This window comes from Clostridium hominis (assembly GCF_014287825.1).
GTDB classification, from domain to species: domain Bacteria; phylum Bacillota; class Clostridia; order Clostridiales; family Clostridiaceae; genus Clostridium; species Clostridium hominis.
This window is the reverse complement of sequence record NZ_JACOOO010000004.1, coordinates 21,494-44,836: the sequence shown is the minus strand read 5'-3', so window position 1 is coordinate 44,836 and position 23,343 is coordinate 21,494. Positions and strand designations below refer to the sequence as shown.

Below are 23,343 nucleotides of genomic sequence, written 5' to 3'. Positions count from 1 at the left end.
AAGGTCTTTTATTTATAAGTATATGCTTTATGTCAAATTTTAATATAAGTAGTGTACAATATTTATATTAAAGTTTTTAGTAATTTATTAAAAAACGACATATTAATATTAAGTGAAAGTAAATAGTAAGAGAGGTATAGGTATGAATATTTTAAAAGCTATAGTGAATAAAGTTAATGATGAATATGTATTTAAAATAAGTAATTTTAATGATGAATATGAAATCTATTATAGCATTAATAATAATATGGAAGGAAAGAGTTTACTAGTTAAAGGTTATGATGAAGAAATAAAGGTGAAATCTCCAACGGATAATACAAGAGTGTTTTTTGAAGTAATTAATGCTGGTAGGAGTACAGGAGCTTTTTCAACTAGGCTAGTAGATGTATCTAGCATAGAAAATTTTAGAGATTTAGGTGGATACGTAACAGAAGATGGTAGAAGGGTTAGATGGGGTTGTTTCTATAGGTGTGCTAATATGGGGAAAGTAAACGAGAGGGATAAAAATTATTTGGAGAATATGGGTCTAGCTACGATATCTGACTTAAGATCTGAGATGGAAGTTGCAACAGAGGCAGATGTTGAATTAAAAAATTGCAAGTATATAAATGAATCTGGTATTAAAGATATGGAGAATTCTATTGGTAGTAAAGATAATTTTGATATGCTATCTGTGCTTAAAGAAATGTTAAGAAATATAGAAAAAATGAATGATATAGAATCATTTTTAGTTAGTGGCTATAGAACAATGGTAGAGAAGAATGAAGCTTTTAAAATTTTTTTTGATAATATTAAGCAAGAAGAAAGATTGCCTTTAGTTTTCCATTGTACTGCTGGAAAGGATAGGACTGGAGTTGCAGGGGCATTACTACTGTTAGCGTTAGGAGTAAGTGAAAAAAAGTTGTAGAGGATTATACATTATCAAATGTTTATAGAAAAGAATCTAATGAACTACAATTTGCGAAAATAAGAAGTTTTATAAAAGATGAAAATGTATTAGAAGCAATAAAGTGGATGTTTGAGGTTAAAGAAGACTACATAATGGTTACTTTAAATGAAATAAAGAAAAAATATAGTTCATATGAAGAGTACATTATTAATGAATTAGGCGTTACAAGAAATGAATTAAATAAATTAAAAGAGAAATATCTATTTTAATAGAGTATTGAAAGTAGTGATTTAACAAAAAAAAGATGGTATTTTTTAATTTAAATGTAAATATATTATTATAAAATGAATGTTTCTCAAATAATCCATAATAATTATTTGAGAAAAACAAATATGTGAGGAAAATATATCTTTATTTACTAGGTTATATATGATAAAATACCAAAGTATTCATTTACTGGAGGGGATTTAGTATGAAACATATTAAGACTATTAACAAAACAAACATCAAGAACAGCTTATGCAAACCAGGATGTAAGGAATGTGCAAACTCTTGCCAATCTGCTTGTAAAACATCTTGTACAGTAGCTAACTTAGAATGTGAAAACTAATGAATGAGAGCTGTTGACAATATTCAACAGCTCTTACTATATCATTGATGAAAGTTATAGCACTTAGGCAATTATTAATATAAGTGTTTTGATATAGATTGGAAATATATATGCGTAGGAGGAGATTGACGTGAGTTTAATTCACAAGTTTAAACAAGGTGAAAATTATTTTGTTTTAGATGTTAACACAGGAGCAGTTCATATAGTAGACGAGCTAGTATATGACTTAGTAGATGATAATAGTTTAAGATCAAAGGAAGAGCTTATTGCCGAATTTGGAGATAAGTACGGTGCTGATGTTGTATCAGAAGCATATGATGAAATAAAGGAGTTAGTAGATGAAGAAATACTATACTCAAAAGATCAATATGAAGAAATAGCTCATTCTTCAATGGATGATAGAGACTATATAAAGGCTGTATGTTTAAATATAATACATGGATGTAATTTAAGATGTAAATATTGTTTTGCTGATGAAGGTGAGTATAATGGACATAAAGGTGTAATGTCTGTTGAAACAGCTAAGAAGGCTATAGATTATGTTGTTAAGAGAAGTGGTCCAAGAAAAAATATTGAAATTGATTTATTTGGTGGAGAGCCAACAATGATCATGGACAAGGTTAAAGAAATAATAGCCTATGCTAGAGAAAATGAAAAGGCTTGGAAAAAGAACATTAGATTTACTATGACTACTAATGCTACTCTTTTAACTGATGAAATGATGGACTTCATGGATAAAGAAATGGGTAATATAATCCTTTCATTAGACGGTAGAAAAGAAGTAAATGATAATGTAAGAATTAAAGTTGACGGTTCAGGTTCTTATGATGATATACTTCCAAACATAAAGAAGATGATAGAAAAAAGAGACAAGTCTAAGCATTACTATGTAAGAGGAACATTTACAGGAGCTAACACAGATTTCTTTGAAGATGTTAAAGCTATGGTAAATGAAGGATTTAGAGAGATATCAATAGAGCCTGTTGTTTTAGAAGCAGGTCATATGTTAGAGCTTAAGGAAGAACACTTACCAGAAATCTTTGAAAACTACGATAAGTTATACGAAGAAATGGCAAGAAGAAAGAAAGAAGGAGATGAGTTCAACTTCTATCATTTCAATATAGATTTAAATGGTGGACCATGTGTTTATAAGAGAATTTCAGGTTGTGGTGCAGGATTTGAATATGTTGCAATAACTCCACAAGGTGAAGTTTACCCATGTCACCAATTCGTTGGAAAAGAAGAATTTAAGTTAGGAAGTATTTATGATGATAGTTATGATGCTGAATTAGGTAAGACGTTTAAAAAGGCTCATATCTATAATAAACCAAAATGTAAGAACTGTTGGGCTAGATTCTACTGTTCAGGTGGATGTCAGTCAAACAACTTTGCATTTAATGGAGATATGAATATTCCTTATGAAATCGGATGTAAGATGCAAAAGAAGAGAATTGAGTGTGCAATAGCACTTAAGGCTGAATAAATTATATTTAAGGACAAGTAGTAATGCTTGTCCTTTTGTGTTTGAATATATATGATAACTTAAGAAGTTGGTAGTAATAAATAATTTCAAAATGGAAATACGTATAGTTATAAGGCTTAAAATTGTTATATGGAGGAATATATGAGTAGAAAAATAGTATTAAATTTAGCAATTAGTTTAGATGGCTATATAGCATCAGAGGATGGTAGCTTTGAGTGGATAGTCGGTGATGGGAGTGATAAATTAGATACAAAAAATAAATATGATTTTAGCAAATTTTTAGAGGGCATAGATATAGTAGTAATGGGAAAGAATTGTTATAATCAAAACTTTCACTTAGATTATAAAGAAAAAACTGTATATGTTGCAACATCAGAATTATTAGATGATTATGACAATGTACGCTTTGTTAATAAGGATATAGTCAAGGTAATATTAAAAGAGAAGAAGAGAGAAGGAAAGGATATATTTCTATTTGGTGGTGGTAAGCTTGTAGATAGCTTCATTAAAGCTGATATTATAGATGAATATATTATTGGTATAATACCAACGATATTAGGGAAAGGAAGACCATTATTTTTAGGAAATAATCCTAAGATTGACTTGAAGTTAGATGAATATGTCGTTGATAATGGGATTGTAATTTGTAGATACTCAAAAAGATAATTAATTTATAATGGAGGGATAAAAATGAATGATTATATTTTAGAGAATGGATTGAAATTAATATATAAAAAAAGTAATAGTGAATTAAGTTCTATTGCTATTTCATTAGATGCAGGGGCAGCCCGTGATGGAGGAAATTTAGGGGTTGCACATATCACTGAGCATATGGTGTATAAGCAGACTGAAACAAGGAGTGAAAAAGAAATCAATAAAGTGTTAAGTGATACTTTTGGATTTCAAAATGCAATGACTAATTATCCCTATGTAGTTTTTTATGGAACTTTGTTAAATGAGGATCTAAGTAAAGGATTGGAGATTTTTTCGGATATTTTATTAAATCCTGTATTTACTGAAGAGGGATTCAAAGAAGAAATGGAAGTAATAAAGCAGGAACTTAAAGAATGGGATGAAGAGTTAGAGCAATATACTGAAGATAAACTTTATTTAAATTGTATGGATGGCAGAAGGATTCAGTATCCAATCATAGGAACAGAAGAATCGTTAGAAAAATTAACTATTGATGATGCAATAGATTTCTTTAATGATTATTATTGTGCTAATAATGCTACTATTACAGTAATATCAAGTCTTGAATTTGATGAAGTAATAGAGAAGGTTGAGGAATACTTTATAGACTGGAGAAGTGAAAACTTACCAGAAGATGAGATAATATATAGTATACCAAATAAAGGGCTCTTTATAGACAAAAAACCTGATATAAATAGTGCTAGGGTTCAAATTATATTCCCTATTAATGAATTGAATCAATGGGAAATAAAAGCATTAAAAGTATTTAATCAGTATTTTGGAGAAGGAGTGAACTCTGTACTTTTTGATAATTTAAGAACAAATAATGGATTAGTATATGATGTATTAACAAGAGTTGCAAATGAAGAATATATAAAGGTTTATAAAATTACATATGCTACATCAGTGGAAAATGTTGAAAAGTCAATTCAAATAGTTGAAAATTTAATTTCAGATGTGGATAATTTCAAAAAAGATTTAGATACTAAAAAAATATCTAAGATGATAAAAGGTTTTAAGCTGAAGAGATTATTTGGTGAGGAGCAGAGTGTACGCCTTGCAAAGGAACTAGCTACCTATGATACTATGTTTGGTGATTATAATATATATGTAGATGAAAGCAGGGATTTAGAAAAACTTACACCGGAATATATTATAAATACAGCTGCTAAGGTATTAAAAAATAAGAGTATCCAAGTTGTTAGAAATTAATATGTTAAAAAGTTATACTAATTAGGTTAAATAGTATAAAGATATGTAATATAATAAGATAGTCATAGGAGTTTTATCCTATGACTATAATTTTTTGTTTAATTACAAATTATTAAAAAAAGATGATTTGCGAGGTTGATATGAATAATAGATTACCATTGTTAGAAGAGGTGTTAAAATACCATAAAGAAAAGAATTTGATTTTATCAATGCCAGGGAATAAAAGTGGAATAGGATTTTTAAAAGACGATATAGGAAAAGAGTTTGTAAGTACTATGGGATACTTAGATATAACAGAAGTAGGGAATTTAGATAATTTTCATCATCCTGAAGGAGTTATTAAAGAAGCACAAGAACTTTTAGCTAATTTATATAAAGCTGATAAAGCTTATTTCTTAGTTAACGGAAGTAGTTCGGGAAATATGGCAAGTATATTCTCGGCTTTCAATGAAGGTGATGAGGTTCTTGTAGAGAGGAATTGTCATAAGTCTATATATAATGGTCTTATTTTAAGAAAGTTAAAGCCTGTCTATATAGAGGCTAATATTGATTTAGATAACGGGATTCTTTTACCTTGTAGCGAAAAAAATATTGAAGATGCATTAATAAAAGCTAAAGATCCTAGGGGGATTATCTTAACTTCACCTAATTATTACGGTATATCATGTGATTTAGAAAAAATATTAAGAAAGTTAAAAGCTAATGGAGTAAAGATATTGATAGATGCAGCTCATGGAGCTCATTATGGAATAAATAAAAAGTTGCCAGAAAGTATGGTAAGATTAGCTCATTATGTTGTTTTAAGTGCTCATAAAACTCTACCAGCTCTTACACAAGGAGCGTATTTGCTTGTAAATGATATTTATAGTAACGTAGAATTTTTTATAAGTGCATTTAATACCACATCCCCATCATACTTAATTATGTCATCTTTAGATTATGCGCGATATTATTTAGAAAATTACGGTGATTCAGATTATGATTCATTAATAGATTTAGCTGAGGTATATAAAAATCAAATTAACTCTTTAGATAAAGTTATAATTTTAAGCCAAGATGATATTGAAGGAAATTATAAATTAGATAAGAGTAGATACATAATGACATTACCAGTAGGATATAGTGGAAATAAGCTTTTAGAGTATTTATTAGAAAATAAGATTCAGAGTGAAATGAGCTTCTCAAGAGGAGTAGTGTTAATTTTATCGCCATTTAACACGAGAGAAGACTTTGAAAAGATATATCAAGCTATAATGTTTTTAGATATAGAAACACTTAAAGATGAAGAAAAAAATATAGGATATGTTAATTTAGAGAAGATTAAAAGGTTAGAGCCTTTTGAAGTACATAATGCTAGATTTGAAGAAGTTGAAATAAATCATGCTGCTGGAAGGATATCAAAAGATTTTATAGTTCCATATCCGCCAGGAATTCCGTTAGTTTTACCAGGGGAAGAAATAACTGAAGATGTAGTAAAGGCTATAAGATGGTATCAAGGAAAGTGTATTTCTATATTAGGAATTTATTACAATAGAATTAAGGTTATAAAAAATATATAAACAAGTATAGTTGGTGGAAATTAGTAATTATGGTATAATATTGTGATAAAGTGACGTATATGGGGGTTTTTATGAGAAAAGTACATAAGAAAGTTATTATTTTGATGTTTATAATGGTTGTATCATTATTTGGTTGCTCAAAAACAAATAAGTATTTAGAAGTCTTTGAAGTATATAAGGATAAATGGATACAAGGAAATTTTACAGAGATGTATCAGCTGTTAACTACAGATTCTAAAAGCTATATTGATGAAGCTACATTTGTAGATAGATATACTAATATATATTCAGCAATTGAGATGACTAATATACAAATAGAAATTAATGGTGAATTAATAGAAAATGATGAATATACAACTATTCCATTCACTTTAAAATCAACAACTGTTGCTGGAGATATAGCTTTAGATAATTATAAAGTAGATGTATATAAAGAGGACAAGGAATACAAAATCAAATGGGACGAATCATTAATATTTCCTAAAATGATTTCTGGAGATAAGCTAATGGTAGAAAACTATCCTTCTAAAAGAGGAAGTATACTAGATAGGAATGGCGTTGTATTAGCTGAAAATGGAACTATTAGTGTAGTAGGAATACATCCATCTATATTTGATTTAGAAAATAGAGATGAAAAAATAAAAGAAATTGCAACTGTTTTAGATATAAATTTAGATACTATAATCGAGAAATTAAGTAGAAATACTAATCCAGAGCATTTTGTTCCAATAGTAGATATACTTTCAAATGATGAAAAATTAGCTTCACTTTCTAATAGAGAAAGCGAAGGAATAGTTATTAATACTAAAGAATCAAGAGTATACCATGGTGGAAAGGCTACAGGTAGATTAATCGGATATATTGGAAATATCACATCAGAAGAGTTAACTGCTAATGCTGATAAAGGTTACAACGAATTAAGCTTAATAGGAAAAGCAGGGATAGAACAAGTATATGAAGATAAATTAAGAGGATATGATGGAAGTGAAATTTATATAGATAGAAATGGTGAGTATATAACTATTGCTAAAAAGGAGCCTATTAATGGAAGTGATATTAAACTATCTATAGATTTAGGTCTACAAAATAAAGCTTATGATGAGTTAAATGGAGAAAAAGGAGCTGTTACAGCTGTTGACCCGAAGACAGGAGAAGTTCTTGCATTAGTAAGTGCACCTTCTTATGATTCCAATACATTTGTAACATATATAACTAAATCTCAAACTCAAGAGTGGAAAAATACTAATAATGCAGATCAGATAAACAGATTTAGCAATGTGTATTCTCCAGGATCTACTATGAAGCTTATAACAGCAGCAATAGGATTAAATAATGGAGAATTAAATGCTGATGAAGTGTTTAATATAAATGGTGAAGCTTGGCAAAATGATGAAAGCTGGGGAAGTTATAAGGTTACTAGAGTACCACCGTACAATGAAAGCGTAACTCTTAGGGAAGCTGCAAAATTCTCTGATAATATTTATTTTGCACAAGTTGCTTTAAAGTTAGGTAAAGAAAAGTTAATAGAAGGAATAAAAGGTTTTGGTATTGGGGAAGAGATGAAATTTGATTATCCGTTAGCTGAGTCAAGCATAAGCAATAGCGGAGATATCGATAATGATATACTATTAGCTGATACTGGATATGGACAAGGTGAATTAATGGTTACACCTTTGAATATGGCATTAGTATATAGCGCTTTAGCTAATGAAGGTAATATAATGGAGCCTAGATTAGTAATAGATGATGGGACAGAAGCTACTATATGGAAAGAAAATGCTATAAAAAAAGAAAATGTTTCAATTTTAGTAGATGATTTTTCAGCTCTTATAAATGATGAAGATGGAACTGCAATTGGATCTAGAATACCAGGAGTGAATATTGCAGGGAAAACTGGTACTGCAGAAATAAAATCTTCACAAGATGACACTGAAGGTACAGAAAATGGATGGTTTATTGGAGTGGATACTACTACATCAAAAATATCAGTGGCTATGATTATTGAAGATGTTAAAGGGAGAGGTGGCAGTCAGATACCTGTTCCTAAGGTGAAAAATATAATAGAAGAGTATATAAATAGATAAATTAAATAGATGTTGACAAATAAATGCTAAATGCTATAATAAAGATGAAAACAGGATGGTAATTGTTAATTCAAGCTAGACCTATTTGCAAGTATTAAAAGGTATTATTATATCTTTTTATAGTTGCAAATAGGTCTTTTTATTTGGAGAAAGGAGAATAAGAGGGATGGTTATTGATCGTATTTTAAACAATAATGTTGTTATTATTAAGGATAATAATGGTAAAGAGGTTGTTGTTTGTGGAAAAGGAATTGCTTTTAAGAAAAAAAATGGTGATGAAATTGATGAAAATGCGATTAATAAGGTTTTCGTACTTCAAGATCAAGTTCAAAGCAAACGTTTCCAAGAACTGGTATCTAAGATACCTTTAGAACATTTACAGGTGGCTGATGAAATCATTAACATGATTAAAGTTGAGCTAGGTAAAAAACTAAATGATACAATTTATATTTCTTTAAGTGATCATATTTATACTTCTATTCAAAGATTTTTAGATGGGATTATGGTAAAAAGTTCAATGCTTTGGGATATTAAGCGATTCTATGAAGTAGAATATAGCTTAGGTTTTAAAGCTTTAGAAATTATAAATAAACGTTTTAAGGTAGAATTACCAGAAGATGAAGCAGCATTTATTGCTTTACATATAGTAAATGCAGAGATGGATGAAAGTAATATAAAACAGGTTTTGGAGATAACAAAGATTATGCAAGAGATATCTAACATAGTTAAATATTATTTCTCTATAGAGTTTGATACCGATTCTGTATATTATTATCGTTTTATTACACATTTAAAATTCTTTGCACAGAGATTGATTATGCAAAATACTTATCATGATACACCGGATGATGACCTTTTGGATGTAGTAAAATTGAAATATCAAACATCCTATAAATGTGTAGAAAAAATAGCTGAGTTTATATTGCGAAAATATGAATATCAACTTTCTAATGAAGAAAAGTTATATTTAACAATTCATGTTGAACGCATTATATATAAAAATAAAAATAATAATTCAGATGTGCACTAAAATTAATTATTTGAGGGGGGAGTATGCTAAAAAGTATCAATATATTAAATATGAATCAGGATGGTAACATTAAGTTGGCTAAACCTATGGACAAACTTGTTAAAAATGGAGGAAGAAAAAATGGGAAAATATACACAACTATCTTCTGACATTATTAAAAATGTTGGCGGAAAAGAAAATGTAGTTAGCTTAAGACACTGTGTTACGCGTTTAAGATTCAGATTGGTAGATGAGTCAATTGCAAATGATGATGTGTTAAAGAATATGGAAGGTGTTGTTACAGTAGTAAAAAGCCTTGGAGAATATATGGTTGTTATTGGAGAACACGTTGGAGAGGTTTACGATGAAGTTTGTAAACAATTAGGTCTAGAATCTCTAGGAGCTGAAAATAAAAAGCCAGAGAAGAAAAAAAGTCCTATTGATAGAGCATTAGGTGTTATTATGGGGGGAATGGGACCTACACTCCATTTACTGTGTGCTTGTGGGATTATAAAAGGTTTATTAGTGTTATTAACATTTATGGGATTGGATCCAAGCTCAGGTATTTATATGTTGCTTAATGCAGCAGGAGATTGTTTCTTCTATTTTTTACCGTTAATATTAGGATTTAACTTAGCGAAGAAGTTTGGAATTGATCCTTTCTTTGGAACAATTTTAGCAGGAGCTATGTGTTATCCAACAATACAAAACACTGATATTAATATTATGGGATATGTAACTAATACATCATATGTATCAACATTTTTACCAATTTTATTTGGATTGATATTAGCAGCTCCTATATATAAGTGGTTTAATAAAGTGTTACCTAGTGTAGTTAAAGGATTCATGACACCATTATTAACTTTAGTCATTATATTCCCAATTACATTTATACTTATTGGGCCATTAGCAAATTTAATAGGTACCGGATTAAATACTGTACTTACAGCAGTTTGTAGTTTCTCACCATTGCTTGCAGGCATTATTTTAGGTGGTTTATGGCAAGTCTTTGTACTATTTGGAATTCATGGTGTACTAACAGTAATTGCATTTATGGATTTAGTAGCTGGAAATCCTAGCCAGGTTTTAGCGTTCTCATATGGTGCTTCATTTGCAACTTGTGGTGCTGTATTAGCAGTTTTAATAAAAACAAAAGATCAAAAATTAAAATCAATAGCTTTACCAGCGTTTATATCTTCTATATTTGGAGTCACAGAGCCGGCAACATATGGTGTAACTTTACCTCGTAAAAAGATATTTGCTGTTTGTTGTATAGGTGGAGTTACTTCTGGTATTGTAGTTGCTTTAAGTGGGCTATTAATGCATACATATGCAGGTATGGGTGTTATTGGATTATTAGGATTTATAGATCCTGTAAAGCCTAATATAATAGCAATTATTCTAATGGCGATTGTTCCATTTGTTGTTTCTTTATCATTAGGATTAGTAATTTATAAAGATTCAGATTATGAATATCTAAATGAAGATGAGAAAAAAGATGAGAAAAAGGTAGAGAAAAGAGAAGTTACAGGTCAATTAAATCAAGAAACTATTTTAATGCCTGTTGATGGTATAATTCAATCTTTAACATCTTCACGTGATGATGCTTTTGCAAGTGAAGCGTTAGGAAAGGGGTGTTTACTAATTCCTGCTAATGGAAAAGTGTATTCACCTTGTGATGGGGTTGTAAGAACATTATTCCCTACAAAACATGCAATCGGAATTGTTACTGATAATGGATGTGAAATATTAATTCATATTGGTGTTAACACTGTAGCTTTAGAAGGTAAATATTTTGAAACACATATTGCTCAAGGTGACAAAGTAGAAGCAGGACAATTATTAGTAGAGTTTGATAAAGAAAAAATTGAAGCTGAAGGTTATAGCTGTGAAATACCAGTAATTATTACAAATACAACTGATTATTTAGATGTTGTTGAATTAGATCATGGTCAGCACAATCATGGAGATAAGATGCTGAAGGTTGTTAGATAAGAGGAGGTAAAAAAATGAGTTTTCCAAAGAATTTTTATTGGGGTGGAGCAACTGCGGCTAATCAATGTGAAGGTGGATTTGGATTAGATGGGAAAGGAGCTATATCATCTGATTTCACTTTAGCTGGAAGTGCTAAGTCACCTCGTTATATAACATATATTGATAAAGATGGCAATGTAGGAAAGGTTTCAGGATTTGCACCATTTCCTAAAGATGCTAAGCGTACAGTATTAGAAGATCATTATTATCCAAATCAAAAGGCAATTGATTTCTATCATAGATATAAGGAAGATATTGCGTTATTTGCTGAAATGGGATTTAAGATGTATCGTATGTCTATATCTTGGAGTAGAATATTTCCAAAAGGTATAGAAGAAGAACCGAATGAAAAGGGATTACAATTTTATGAAGATGTTTTTAAAGAATGTAGAAAATATAATATTGAACCTTTAGTAACGTTATGTCATTATGATACGCCTCTTTATTTAGAAGAAGAGTGTGGAGGATGGACTAATCATGATTTAATTGATTATTTCCAACGTTATGTAGAAACTGTATTTAAGCGTTATAATGGTTTAGTTAAATACTGGTTAACATTTAATGAGATTAATAGTCTACTTATGCATTTTGATTTCTTTAAAGGAATGACAGAGGAAGATAAGAGAAATATTTACTTAAAATTACATCATCAAATGGTAGCAAGTGCAAGGGCGGTAAAAATAGCTCATAGCATTAATTCAGAGTATGAAGTAGGATGTATGCTAGCATGTCCTTGTAATTATCCATTAACTTGCGATCCAAAAGATATTTTGGCTTGTCAGAAGAAATTACAAGATACTTTCTTCTATAGTGGAGATGTGATGGTACGTGGATCTTATCCATCTTACGCAGTAAGCGCAAGAAAGCGTAGTGGGGTTGAATTAGAATTTAATGAAAAAGATTTAGAAGAATTAAAAGAAGGTATTGTAGACTTTATTAGTTTTTCATATTATTCATCAAGTTGCGTAACTACACATAAGAATGTAGAGATGGATGGCGCTGGTAACTTAGTACTAGGAGCTAAAAATCAATATTTAACATATAGTGACTGGGGTTGGTCTTTAGATCCAGACGGCTTAAGATATATACTAAATGTTTTAAATGATCGTTATCAATTACCATTAATGATTGTAGAAAATGGATTAGGAGCTATCGATCATGTAGAAGAAGACGGTTCAATTCATGACCAATATCGTATTGAATATTTAAGACAACATATTAAAGCTATGGAAGAAGCTATTGATGATGGAGTTGATTTAAGGGCATATACAGCTTGGGGATGCATTGATTTAATTAGTGCATCAACTGGTGAGATGCGTAAGCGTTATGGATTTATATATGTTGATTTAGATGATGAAGGTAATGGAACTTATAATCGTTACAGAAAAGATTCTTTCTATTGGTATAAAAAAGTTATTGCCTCTAATGGTAAAGACTTAGATTAGATTTAAAATAAAGAAGAGTACATATGTAATATGTACTCTTCTTTATTTTAATTTTATAAGTTGAATTTGCTATTTATAATTTTTGCTACTTCTTCAGGTGATAAAGATGTATTATCAATTCTTAAATAATTAGCTTCTTTTATTTCGCCAGGAAGAGAATTAAGTCTATACTTTTTAGCAGAAGATATTAATTCTTTTTCAGACCATTCTAAGTTCCTCTTAGTAGGCTTACATTCTAGACGATGAGGACTTTTGTTACGATCTAATCTTTCAGAAAACTCTGCTTCTAATTCTACAAAGTAAATTTCACTATTATGCTTTTTAAAAATATCGCATACATTAGAAATATAATCCCAATCACTTTGTTCATTAAAGGCCCAGACAAAAGTAAATATTAAACCTGGCAAATCGCTTTTAGCTACTTCCTCAAATATTTCTTTCCTAAAAAGTTTAACTAATCTTTGGCCAGATTCAGAACCATATCCAAAGAAGTTTGAAACTAAATCAATAGTCATATGATTGTGAAAAAGTTTTAATCCAGTCTGTTCTGATAATTCTTCTCCAACAGTCATTTTACCTACTGCTTGAGGACCAAATATTATTACTAATTTCATATTCTCAACACCCCTTTTCACTTGCGTACTTAGTACGCACTTTTATTCAACTTATTACATATATTTCTCTAAAGTTTCAGCTCTTTCATAAGATTTCTTAATTATTTCCTTAGGATATCCTATATGGTCTAATAATTTAATTGCATTACGTGTCTTAGAAACACCTTTCTTTAGTTTATAGTCAAAGCTTAACCCTTCTTTATTAACTCTTTCGCTAAAGTAGAAGAATTCATAATTATCTTTAAGTATATCTGTTAATTCTCTGTCGTGAGTAGCTACTATTGAGATACTCTTCTTTTTATTAATATAAGTTAATATTTCAGCAGAAGAAGATATTCTTTCAATAGGGTTAGTTCCTCTAAATATTTCATCTATAGGACAGAATACAGGTAATTCTTTATGTAATGCTTTTATAATTCTAAGAAGGGCTTCTGCTTCAGCCATATAATAACTTTTACCTAAAGTAACATCATCGCTTGGACTTATAGAAGAAACTATGTTAAAGAAACAAGCTTCATATTTTTTAGTTAACGTAATATTGAATGTTTGAGCTAGTATCATATTAAGACCAATCATCCTTAAGAATGTTGATTTACCAGACATATTAGTACCTGTAAGAACTATACCTTTTTTAGTGAAAGTAATAGAGTTAGGCACTGCATCTTTAATAAGTGGATGTACACCATCTACAATGTTTATGTTTATTTCATCAGTAAATTTAGGTTTTGTATATTTACCATTCATTTCTTCTTTATATGATGCTACTGCAATATAGCTTTCAAGCTCACCTAATAATTCATATAAATCTAAAATGTAATCTTCTTTATCCTTTAGTATAGATGCAATTTTATAGTATGCACTTTCTTCTAATAAGAATGGCATAGCTAAGATTTCGAAAGCACCACCACCAGCATTTGCAAATTGAATAGATTTAGTTGCATTATCTATAGCTTTCATATCTTTAAGAAGTTCACTTATTTTATCAGTATATTCTTTAATTTCAGGGTAATCTATTTTTCTTATTTCTTTGGCTGCAATAATTATGTTTCTTAAGTAAAGTAACCCTTGAGATTTTACATTCTTTCTTTCTTTATCATTTATAAACATATTGATAAATATTGTGAATGCTGTAACTAAAAGCATATATGGGTTTTGGAATATTATAGCTAATAATGCACTAGATATAGTTAAAAATTTACCTAAGAATGTATAGATATAATATTTACTCTTATTTTCTACTAATTCCTCAGTTAACATTTCTAATAAAGCATTTTTTTTATCATACCCAAGGTTGTAATAAACCATTTGCAATTTAGTTCTTAAATCAGTGTTAGTTCTTAAAGTTTCAGTAAATTCATATCTTTTATTAAGCTCATTTTTGTCGTGAAGAGGATTTCTAAGCATTTTATATAATGCAGCTTCCCCAACACTACTATAAGTTCTATCTAGTTTTATGAAAATTTCATCCATGTTGAAATCATCCCAAGTTTGATCGTCTATTGTATAATCATCTTCTTCATATATATCAAATAGAGTTCTAATCTTGTTAATATATCTCTTTTTCTTTCTTTCTTCACCAAAATCTACTTTCATACAATCGTATAAGCCTAATAATTTGTCCATTAATTTCATATTTTGTCCTCCGCAAAAACTATCAATATTTTAGATTATAATTCTTTTTATAAACTGCTATTCCTAATAAAACTAATATTATAATTGGAATAATTATAAGTATAACATCATTTAGATTAATAAAATACATATAAGGATCAATATTAAATACTTTATCTAATATAAGTTGAGATATAAGGGTTACTAAAAATACTCCACATAATAAATTTAAACCAACGCTTTGATTTATATTATATTTAAATTTGCTACTTAATTTACTTTTTCCTGAAATAGGTACAAGAACTGATTCTCTAGTAATTAGTTTAGAAATAAAGGTTAAATTAATAGCGATTATATTACTTAATAGTAATTGGCTTAGAGATATGCTAAGAGTATTATTTATTCCCAATTTGTTATTTAAAAGATGTGCAAATACAGTTAATCCTAGCCAGAAAATATATCTTTGTAAGTAATCTAAAAAGATATATAATTTACTTTTGCTATTTATATTTCCATCCGAAATCATCATGATATATCATTTGTTTTGTCATGCCACCGTCTATAGTTATATTTTCTCCAGTAATAAATCCAGCTTGATCACTACATAAAAATAAAACCATACTAGCAATATCAAGAGGATTACCAATACGTCCTGCAGGATGTTGCGAAGTATCACCAAGAGAGTATTGAGGTTCGTAGTTTTCAGAGTGTTGGTATGCGCCTGTATCAATCCAACCAGGACTTATAGAATTTACTCTAACTTTTCCAGCTAAACTTATACTAAGCCCATGAGTTAATGCACTTATACCACCTTTTGCAGCAGTATAGCTTTCAGTATCGGCTTGAGACATATAAGCTCTTGTAGAAGAAATATTAATTATAGAAGCTTTAGGATTAAAGTAATTTAAAAATAATTTACTTAGCATGTAAGGTGCAGTTACTCCTAATTTTAAAACATAGTTAAAATCATCAAAGGAACAATCGGATAAAATACCTTTTCTACTTATACAAGCATTATTTATTAAGTAATCTATATTGTTAAATTTTTCTATAGTTTTCTTAGCAAAATCATTAAGAATAGCTTCTTCTGTTATATCTCCATAATAGAAGAAGAGATTTTCGTCACCAAATTTTTTTATAAGCTTATCTCCAGAATTTTTATCGGTATCAATAACAGCAACTTTTGCTCCAACCTTTATGAATTCTTCAACGATACATCTACCTATTCCATTAGCGCCGCCAGTTATTACACATACTTTATTTTTAAAGTTCATAGTTATACCTCCCAATTAATTATATAAATTATTATATATCAAAGACAAAGAAGGGAACAGTAGAGTTATGGACAAACGTAACATTGTGTAATAATATGGTAATGGATAGAGGGTGCGGATGGATAATTATGAAGATAATAAGGAATCATCATTAGATAATATTGAGGATTGTAATTTAGCTCAAACTTATGTAGATAGATTTGAAAGAATAATTAATAATAAATAGTTTTCTGGAGGAATAGATGAATAAAGTTTTTATAGTAGAGGACGAAGATAAAATAAGAGAAGAATTGATTACTCTGTTAAATAGATATGGATATGAAACGGAGTTTTCTAAGGATTTTAAAAATATTGTTGAAGATATTTTAAAAGCTGATCCTAGTTTAGTGCTTTTAGACATAAATCTTCCTTATTATGATGGATATTATATTTGTAGAGAAATAAGAAAACAATCTAATATTCCTATTATGGTTGTGACAAGTAGGGATAGTGAGATAGATGAGCTTATGAGTATGAACTTAGGGGCAGATGATTTTGTCACAAAACCTTATAATACTCAAATACTTTTAGCAAGGATATCATCACTTTTAAGACGTAGTTATAGTAAAAGCGAAAGTGAAGTTTATCAGTTTAAAAGTTTAAAATATAACTTATCCACAAGTGAAGCTGAATATGAAGGAAGTACAATTGAGTTAACTAAAAACGAAAGTAAGATATTGTATACTCTTATTAAAAATAAAGAAAAAATAGTTTCAAGAGATGATATAATGAAAAGCCTTTGGCAGTCGAATGAGTTTGTAGATGATAATACTCTTACTGTAAATATAAATAGATTAAGAAAGAAGTTAGAAGAAATAGGAGCTGAAGGATATTTACAAACTAAGAGAGGTCAAGGATATATATTGCTATGAATATAATAGATTTTTTTAAAGAGAGAATTGCCTTTATAGTCATAAATATAGTAATACTTATTTTTACATCAGTACTTTTAGTAGCTTTAAAAGTAGACAGTTATGCTATAGTATTTATTTTTATAATTAACTTAGTTGGTATATTAATCTTTCACTTTTATGAATTTTTTAAGAAAAAGAAATACTATGGTGAGATAGAAAAAGATTTATACTCATTAGATAAGAAGTATTTAGTTTCTGAAATAGTGGCTGAAAGTGATTTTATTGAGGGTAAGATTATTCATAATATTATAAGTGAAGCTAATAAATCAATGAATGATGAAATAGCTAAATATAAGCTTAATATTGATGAGTATAGAGAGTACATAGAAATGTGGGTTCATGAGATAAAAACACCAATAGCAACTTGTAAGTTGCTTATTGAAAATAATAATTCAGAGGTTACTAGAAGTATTGGGGAAGAGTTAGAAAGAGTTCAGGATTATATAGAACAGTCGCTTTATTATACAAGGAGCAATACTTTAGAAAAAGATTATATTATTAAAGAGATTAATTTAAGTGATTCTATAAATAATATTATAAGAAAAAATGCTAATACTTTGATTGCTAAACAAATAAAAATAAATATTTATGATGTAGATAAAAAAGTTTATTGTGATAGTAAATGGATGGAGTTTATATTAAATCAGATAATTAGTAATTCTATTAAATACATGAATAAAAAAAATAGTGAGCTTAAGATTTATTGCGATAAAGTTAATGAAGATGTAATTTTAAATATATGTGATAATGGGATTGGCATGGATGAAAAGGATATAGTTAAGGCTTTTGATAAAGGATATACAGGACAAAATGGAAGAATATTTGGAAAGTCTACAGGAATAGGATTATATTTATGTAAAAAGCTTTGTGGCAAGCTTGGATTAGGAATTAAATTAGGATCTAAAGAAGGTATTGGAACTAAGGTTTCAATTATTTTCCCTATAAATAATTTAATGAAATTTTAAAAAAGGAGAATTAGTATGATTAATTTTGCTCATAGAGGTGCAAGTAAGTATTATCCGGAAAATACTATATTATCAATAAAAGAAGGAATTAAGGCAGGGGCATCAGGTGTAGAATTAGATGTTCATAAGACTAAAGATAATAAACTAGTTGTTATTCATGATGAAGATATTGAGCGTACGTTTAAAGGGAAAGGTTTAGTGAAAGATTATACCTTAAGGCAATTAAAAGAATTTAAACCAAGAAACACAGTTTTTCATGATAATTTAGAGTGTAAAATTCCTACTTTAGAAGAGATTTTAGATATTATAAAAGATCCAAATGTAAAGTTAAATATAGAGCTAAAAACAGATATAATTCAATATGATAACATAGAAAAAGATGTTATAGATTTAGTAAATAAATATGGATTAAAGGAGCAGGTAATATTATCTAGCTTTAATCATGAATCAATAAGAAAAGTTATAGAAATTGATAATACTTTTGAAACAGGGTTACTATATGAAAAAGAAATAGAAGATGTAGTTAATTATGCTAAAGCTTTTGGAGCAACAGCTATTCATCCAGATATTAGATTAGTATCAGAAGAATTGATTAAAGAAGCTAAAGAAAAGGATATAAAAGTAAACATTTATACTGTTAATAGTCCTATTCATATGAGAATTCTTATAAATGCAGGTGTAGATGGCTTATTTACAGATTATCCAGATTTGTTAAATGAAATTATGACAGAAGTTAATGAGTAGATTGGCTTGTACAAAATAGAAATAATATACTACAATAAAAAAATGAAAAGCCGTACATAAGTAATTATGGATGGCTTTTTATTTTTAAAATTTTATAAATTACAGATGAAAATGTAAAGTTAGTTTAACTTTATTTATGGAAAGTATTGACTCTGAATGTAAAGCTAACTATACTTTTAGATGTAAAGTGTATTTTACATTAGTAAAGTAATAAAAGAGAGATGGAAATTCTATAATTTAAAATGTAAAGTAAACTATACTTTGGAGGAACGAGTATGAATAACATTATTAAAGATTTACGAAAGCAAAATAATATGACACAAGAAGAACTTGCTACTTCTTGTGGAGTTAGTAGACAGACAATTATTTCATTAGAGAATGGTAAATATAATCCATCGATATATTTAGCACATAAAATAGCAGTTATATTTGATAGCACAATTGAAAAAGTATTTATATTTGAGGAGGAGTAATTATGAATTATATTAAGAAAAATTTAGTGTTTAGTGTGATTATGTTAGTAATAGGTGTTGCTTTACTTATAACTGGATTTGTTATTGAGGGAAGAGGGCAAAGTGCTAATCCAATATTCTTTGGCCTTGGATGTGGAGCAGGAGCAGCGGGCTTAATTAATACAATTCAATGTATATCATTAATGAAAAAACCTGAAAAGTGTAAAGAAATTGAAATTATAAAGAATGAAGAAAGAACAGTATTTCTTAGAGAGAAAAATAATAGTATGGTATATTCAATTTTTATTTGGATTGAATGTGCATTAGTTATAATTACAAGTTTTTTAGGATATAGAGCAATTACATTAGTTTTATCATTTTTATTACTTGCAAAAATGGTTACATGGATGATAGTTGGAACAATTAACGGAAAGAAGTATTAAATGAAAGGTTGAATTATTATGAAAAATGTCAAAGGTGATAGTTTATTATCTAAATCATTAAAAGAACAAAAGATCTTTATGCAAGATGAAAGATTTATACAAATTAATGAAAAAGTTGCTTGCTCTGTTTCGAAGATTATGAATTGGATATTTGTGATTTTATTATTTGTTACTGGATTAGCCATGAAGAATATGACAGCGCTATTTCTTATATCAATTATAATTATTATTAAATTTATACTAACAATAATATACTCATATTATTATAACAAAATATCATGATTAGTTGTTTAGAGAATAGAAATGAAAAATGAATTACTTTTGTAAAAGGAATGGTGAAATTATGTTAGAGGTAAGTAATGTAAGTAAAAAATATGGTAAAGTTGTGGCTAATAGTGATATAAACTTTCAGGTTAATGATGGAGAAATAACAGTGCTTTTAGGGCCAAATGGAGCCGGTAAATCTACTATAATAAAGTGTATTTGTGGGCTTTTGAGATTTGAAGGTAAAATATCTATAGATGGAATTCAAAATAGAGAATTGAAGGCTAAGGCAAAGATTGGATATGTTCCAGAAATGCCAGTGCTTTATGATATGCTTACAGTAGAAGAGCATCTTGAGTTTATTGCTAGAGGATATAATCTAAATGATTGGAAGGAATATGGAGAAGAGCTATTAAAGAGATTTGAACTTGATGATAAGAGAACTAAATTTGGAAAAGAGCTATCAAAAGGGATGCAGCAGAAGGTAAGTATTTGTTGTGCATTGCTTCCAAAACCGAAGGTAATAATTTTTGATGAACCTTTAGTTGGCTTAGATCCTCATGCTATAAAAAGTTTAAGGGAGACAATAATGGAGCTAAAATCTCAAGGAGTATCTATGGTAATAAGTACTCATATGATAGATAGCGTAGAGGATTATTGGGATGTAGCACATATAATGATGAAAGGGAAAATTGTAGCTACAAAATATAAAGAGGAAAGTGAGAACTCAAATAAAAGCCTTGAAGAACTGTTCTTTAGTATAACAGAAGGAAAGGGTGAGTAATTGTGAATGGAATATTATATCTTTGGATAACAACATTCAAAAATCAAATTAAGGATTTAAAGAGACATCCAGGAAGGCTTATATCTTATTTAGTGTTTATTGGATTAATGGTTATGGTAATGGTATCATCTGTAATGCAAGGATCAAATGAGATTGCTAGTTCTGTAAGACCTATAGATGAGTTAGGAGCTATAATATTTGCCATATTCATGTTTTTCTTTGTAAATCAGATTTTTCAAGGAATATCAGCAGGTACAACTTTATTTAAAATGTCTGATGTAAATTTACTATTTGTATCGCCTACATCACCTAAGAAAATTCTAGCTTATGGATTAGTTCGTCAGATGGGAATGTCACTTTTGTTTTCATTTTTAATATTATTTCAGGCAGGAACGCTAAAGAGTTTTTATGGTGTTGGATTAAAAGGAGTATTAATAATTTTTCTTGGATATTTTATGATGACGTTTATTGGAAGTGTTATAGCAATGGCTGTATATGCTGTAACTAGTGGAGATGAAAAGAAAAAGAAGCTCGCAAGGTTAGTAGTATACCTTTGTATACTACCAGTAATCCTGACAGTTTTATCTAATATTAGTAATGGTAAAGGTATAATTCAGGGCGTTGTAGACGGATTAAATGGTAAGTTTAATCAGTGGATTCCTTTTGTAGGGTGGATTAAAGCTTTAACCTTTGGTGCAGTTATTGGCAATATGGATGGATTGTTTACCTATTTTATTATGACGGTTATTGGAAGTATTCTAATAGTTACAGTTATGATACAAAGTGATAATAATTATTATGAAGATGTTTTAGGCGTTACTGAAACTATATATAGTAGAATTGAAGATGTGAAAAATGGAAAAATGGCGGAGGTTTCATATAATAAAAAAATAAAACTTAAGGAAACTGGAATAAATCATGGAAAAGGTGCTTGGGTATTTTTCTTTAAGCATATGCTTGAAAATAGAAGAGCGGGTAAACTTATCTTCGATAATAGTATATTTATTCAATTAATTATGGTAGGTATATTTACTTTATTGGTTAAGGGGAGTGGGGGTATTATTGTAGCCTTTGCAATATCCACTTATATGCAGTTATTTATGAGTCTAGCTGGAAGATGGACAAGAGAATTGACTATGCATTATATTTATATGTTTCCACAAAGTCCATTTAAAAAGCTTATAGCCTCTACAAGTGAGGGAATATTAAAATCTTTTACAGATGGAATTATAATTTTTGTTATAGTAGGAATAATAGCAAAAGCAAGTCCAATAGATATTATGATTTGCATAGCTGCGAGAGTTGGATTTGGATTAGTATTTATTGCAGCAGATGTATTAGCTGAAAGAGTTATTGGAAAAGTTGCAAGTAAGGGAATACTTATGTTTCTAAATTTAATTGTAATAATCTTAGTTGCCCTTCCCGGAATAATAGGAGCAGTTGTTATGGGATTTGCTTTTGGATGGGATATATATGCACTTTTAATTACATTAGTGTGGAATGTGTTTATATCATTAGTGATTATTGGATTGTGCAGAAATGTGCTTCATAGCTTAGAACAGAACAATTAAGAAACAAGTAAAATTAAAAAAATATTTAATTATATTATTGAAGATGTTTTTATTTTTGAGATATAGACAATATTAGAGGAGAGAACGTATGAAATCTTTAAAGAATACCATATTTGAAAGCATTATATTTTTTGGCGTATGTGCTGTAGCATTGATACTATATAAACAAGGTTTATTTCCTAATATATCAGAAGGTGTTACTAAAGCTATAATGCCTATATCAATAGTACTTGGTGCAGGGTTTATATTTGTTGTTTTAATATCTTATCTAAAGTACAGAGAAATTAAGTATAATCCAAAATCTAAAGAAGCATTTGAAATATATGATACGGATGAAAGAAATATTTATTTAAAAGATAAAACAAACTCAAAAGTATATAATATTTTTAATATTATTGAAGTTCCGGTAAGTTTAATATTGTTATTTACTGGGTTTGATGAATTAGGTATTGGGCTTATGATATTTCATTTTGTAAAGGAAGGGATAAGATTTTTAATTTATATGAATCTTTCAAAGAAATATTAAAGTAAAAGATGTTATATATGGCCTTATAATAAAACCATATATAACATCTTTATTTTTTAGTGTAATTCATTAAATTTGAAATATCTTATTTATTATAATTTGAATATAACAAAAATGTAAG

General features: G+C 28.7%; 23 protein-coding genes and 1 pseudogene. 20 read left to right on the top strand and 4 right to left on the bottom strand.

All coding sequences use genetic code 11. From position 1 onward, the window contains the following. Nucleotides 1-142 precede the first annotated feature (142 nt). The 11 genes and pseudogenes from H8S20_RS02070 to H8S20_RS02020 all read left to right on the top strand — a co-directional run bounded on the left by H8S20_RS02070 (nt 143) and on the right by H8S20_RS02020 (nt 13,021). Nucleotides 143-1,158: pseudogene (locus H8S20_RS02070) on the top strand (tyrosine-protein phosphatase). A 203-nt stretch (nt 1,159-1,361) separates the two neighbouring features. Further along, a complete protein-coding gene (gene scfA / locus H8S20_RS02060) occupies nt 1,362-1,499 on the top strand; it encodes a six-cysteine ranthipeptide SCIFF (protein WP_003371542.1) in 138 nt (45 codons plus the stop codon). A 130-nt stretch (nt 1,500-1,629) separates the two neighbouring features. Further along, nucleotides 1,630-2,982, top strand: a complete 1,353-nt coding sequence (scfB, locus tag H8S20_RS02055; protein WP_186859195.1) for a thioether cross-link-forming SCIFF peptide maturase — start codon at nt 1,630-1,632, stop codon at nt 2,980-2,982. A 141-nt stretch (nt 2,983-3,123) separates the two neighbouring features. Further along, nucleotides 3,124-3,648, top strand: a complete 525-nt coding sequence (locus tag H8S20_RS02050) for a dihydrofolate reductase family protein (protein ID WP_186859194.1) — start codon at nt 3,124-3,126, stop codon at nt 3,646-3,648. Between the two features lie 24 nt (nt 3,649-3,672). After that, nucleotides 3,673-4,887, top strand: a complete 1,215-nt coding sequence (locus H8S20_RS02045; protein WP_186859193.1) for a M16 family metallopeptidase — start codon at nt 3,673-3,675, stop codon at nt 4,885-4,887. A 140-nt stretch (nt 4,888-5,027) separates the two neighbouring features. Next, nucleotides 5,028-6,446, top strand: a complete 1,419-nt coding sequence (locus H8S20_RS02040; RefSeq protein WP_186859192.1) for an aminotransferase class I/II-fold pyridoxal phosphate-dependent enzyme — start codon at nt 5,028-5,030, stop codon at nt 6,444-6,446. Between the two features lie 71 nt (nt 6,447-6,517). Beyond that, nucleotides 6,518-8,530 (top strand): penicillin-binding transpeptidase domain-containing protein, encoded by a 2,013-nt coding sequence (locus H8S20_RS02035; RefSeq protein ID WP_243177476.1) that lies wholly within the window; start codon nt 6,518-6,520, stop codon nt 8,528-8,530. Between the two features lie 166 nt (nt 8,531-8,696). After that, nucleotides 8,697-9,560, top strand: coding sequence for a BglG family transcription antiterminator LicT (gene licT, locus H8S20_RS02030; protein WP_186859190.1), 864 nt, complete (start codon nt 8,697-8,699; stop codon nt 9,558-9,560). 23 nt (nt 9,561-9,583) lie between these two features. After that, on the top strand, nt 9,584-9,709 hold the full coding sequence (locus H8S20_RS20620) for a hypothetical protein (protein ID WP_279287152.1): 126 nt from the start codon (nt 9,584-9,586) through the stop codon (nt 9,707-9,709). After that, nucleotides 9,681-11,537 (top strand): glucose PTS transporter subunit IIA, encoded by a 1,857-nt coding sequence (locus H8S20_RS02025; protein ID WP_032119659.1) that lies wholly within the window; start codon nt 9,681-9,683, stop codon nt 11,535-11,537. Before H8S20_RS20620 ends, H8S20_RS02025 begins: the two co-directional genes overlap by 29 nt. 14 nt (nt 11,538-11,551) lie before the next feature. Further along, nucleotides 11,552-13,021 carry a family 1 glycosylhydrolase gene (locus H8S20_RS02020; RefSeq protein WP_032119658.1) on the top strand — a complete coding sequence of 490 codons (1,470 nt, stop codon included), beginning with the start codon at nt 11,552-11,554 and terminating at the stop codon, nt 13,019-13,021. A gap of 53 nt (nt 13,022-13,074) precedes the next feature. Here H8S20_RS02020 and H8S20_RS02015 read toward each other — a convergent pair whose 3' ends face one another. Genes H8S20_RS02015 through H8S20_RS02000 form a run of 4 tightly spaced genes read right to left on the bottom strand, consistent with a single transcriptional unit; the run spans nt 13,075 to nt 16,520 of the window. Then, nucleotides 13,075-13,635 (bottom strand): AAA family ATPase, encoded by a 561-nt coding sequence (locus H8S20_RS02015; RefSeq protein ID WP_032119657.1) that lies wholly within the window; start codon nt 13,633-13,635, stop codon nt 13,075-13,077. 54 nt (nt 13,636-13,689) lie between these two features. Then, a complete protein-coding gene (locus H8S20_RS02010; RefSeq protein WP_032119950.1) occupies nt 13,690-15,258 on the bottom strand; it encodes a MutS-related protein in 1,569 nt (522 codons plus the stop codon). Between the two features lie 31 nt (nt 15,259-15,289). Then, nucleotides 15,290-15,775: a hypothetical protein gene (locus tag H8S20_RS02005; protein ID WP_186859189.1), complete on the bottom strand. Its 486-nt coding sequence runs from the start codon at nt 15,773-15,775 to the stop codon at nt 15,290-15,292. After that, nucleotides 15,747-16,520: an SDR family oxidoreductase gene (locus H8S20_RS02000; protein WP_186859188.1), complete on the bottom strand. Its 774-nt coding sequence runs from the start codon at nt 16,518-16,520 to the stop codon at nt 15,747-15,749. Before H8S20_RS02000 ends, H8S20_RS02005 begins: the two co-directional genes overlap by 29 nt. Nucleotides 16,521-16,762: 242 nt before the next feature. On the opposite strand from H8S20_RS02000, the gene H8S20_RS01995 reads away from it, so the two are divergent. The 9 genes from H8S20_RS01995 (at nt 16,763) to H8S20_RS01955 (ending at nt 23,222) form a co-directional block, all read left to right on the top strand. Then, nucleotides 16,763-17,431 carry a response regulator transcription factor gene (locus tag H8S20_RS01995; protein ID WP_032119652.1) on the top strand — a complete coding sequence of 223 codons (669 nt, stop codon included), beginning with the start codon at nt 16,763-16,765 and terminating at the stop codon, nt 17,429-17,431. Next, nucleotides 17,428-18,438, top strand: a complete 1,011-nt coding sequence (locus tag H8S20_RS01990) for a sensor histidine kinase (protein WP_032119651.1) — start codon at nt 17,428-17,430, stop codon at nt 18,436-18,438. The genes H8S20_RS01995 and H8S20_RS01990 overlap by 4 nt, the downstream gene beginning before the upstream one ends. Nucleotides 18,439-18,453: 15 nt before the next feature. Next, the gene (locus H8S20_RS01985; protein ID WP_186859187.1) at nt 18,454-19,182 is read left to right on the top strand and encodes a glycerophosphodiester phosphodiesterase; all 729 of its coding nucleotides are present in this window, start codon (nt 18,454-18,456) and stop codon (nt 19,180-19,182) included. Nucleotides 19,183-19,457: 275 nt separating this feature from the next. Next, nucleotides 19,458-19,655, top strand: a complete 198-nt coding sequence (locus H8S20_RS01980; protein ID WP_032119649.1) for a helix-turn-helix transcriptional regulator — start codon at nt 19,458-19,460, stop codon at nt 19,653-19,655. Between the two features lie 2 nt (nt 19,656-19,657). Next, on the top strand, nt 19,658-20,077 hold the full coding sequence (locus H8S20_RS01975; protein ID WP_032119648.1) for a hypothetical protein: 420 nt from the start codon (nt 19,658-19,660) through the stop codon (nt 20,075-20,077). Between the two features lie 18 nt (nt 20,078-20,095). Further along, on the top strand, nt 20,096-20,359 hold the full coding sequence (locus H8S20_RS01970) for a hypothetical protein (RefSeq protein ID WP_032119647.1): 264 nt from the start codon (nt 20,096-20,098) through the stop codon (nt 20,357-20,359). Nucleotides 20,360-20,420: 61 nt separating this feature from the next. Beyond that, the gene (locus tag H8S20_RS01965; RefSeq protein WP_032119646.1) at nt 20,421-21,125 is read left to right on the top strand and encodes an ABC transporter ATP-binding protein; all 705 of its coding nucleotides are present in this window, start codon (nt 20,421-20,423) and stop codon (nt 21,123-21,125) included. A gap of 2 nt (nt 21,126-21,127) precedes the next feature. Then, the gene (locus H8S20_RS01960; RefSeq protein ID WP_186859186.1) at nt 21,128-22,696 is read left to right on the top strand and encodes a putative ABC exporter domain-containing protein; all 1,569 of its coding nucleotides are present in this window, start codon (nt 21,128-21,130) and stop codon (nt 22,694-22,696) included. An 88-nt stretch (nt 22,697-22,784) separates the two neighbouring features. Then, entirely contained in the window at nt 22,785-23,222 is a 438-nt protein-coding gene (locus H8S20_RS01955) for a hypothetical protein (RefSeq protein WP_186859185.1), read from the top strand. Nucleotides 23,223-23,343 lie beyond the last annotated feature (121 nt).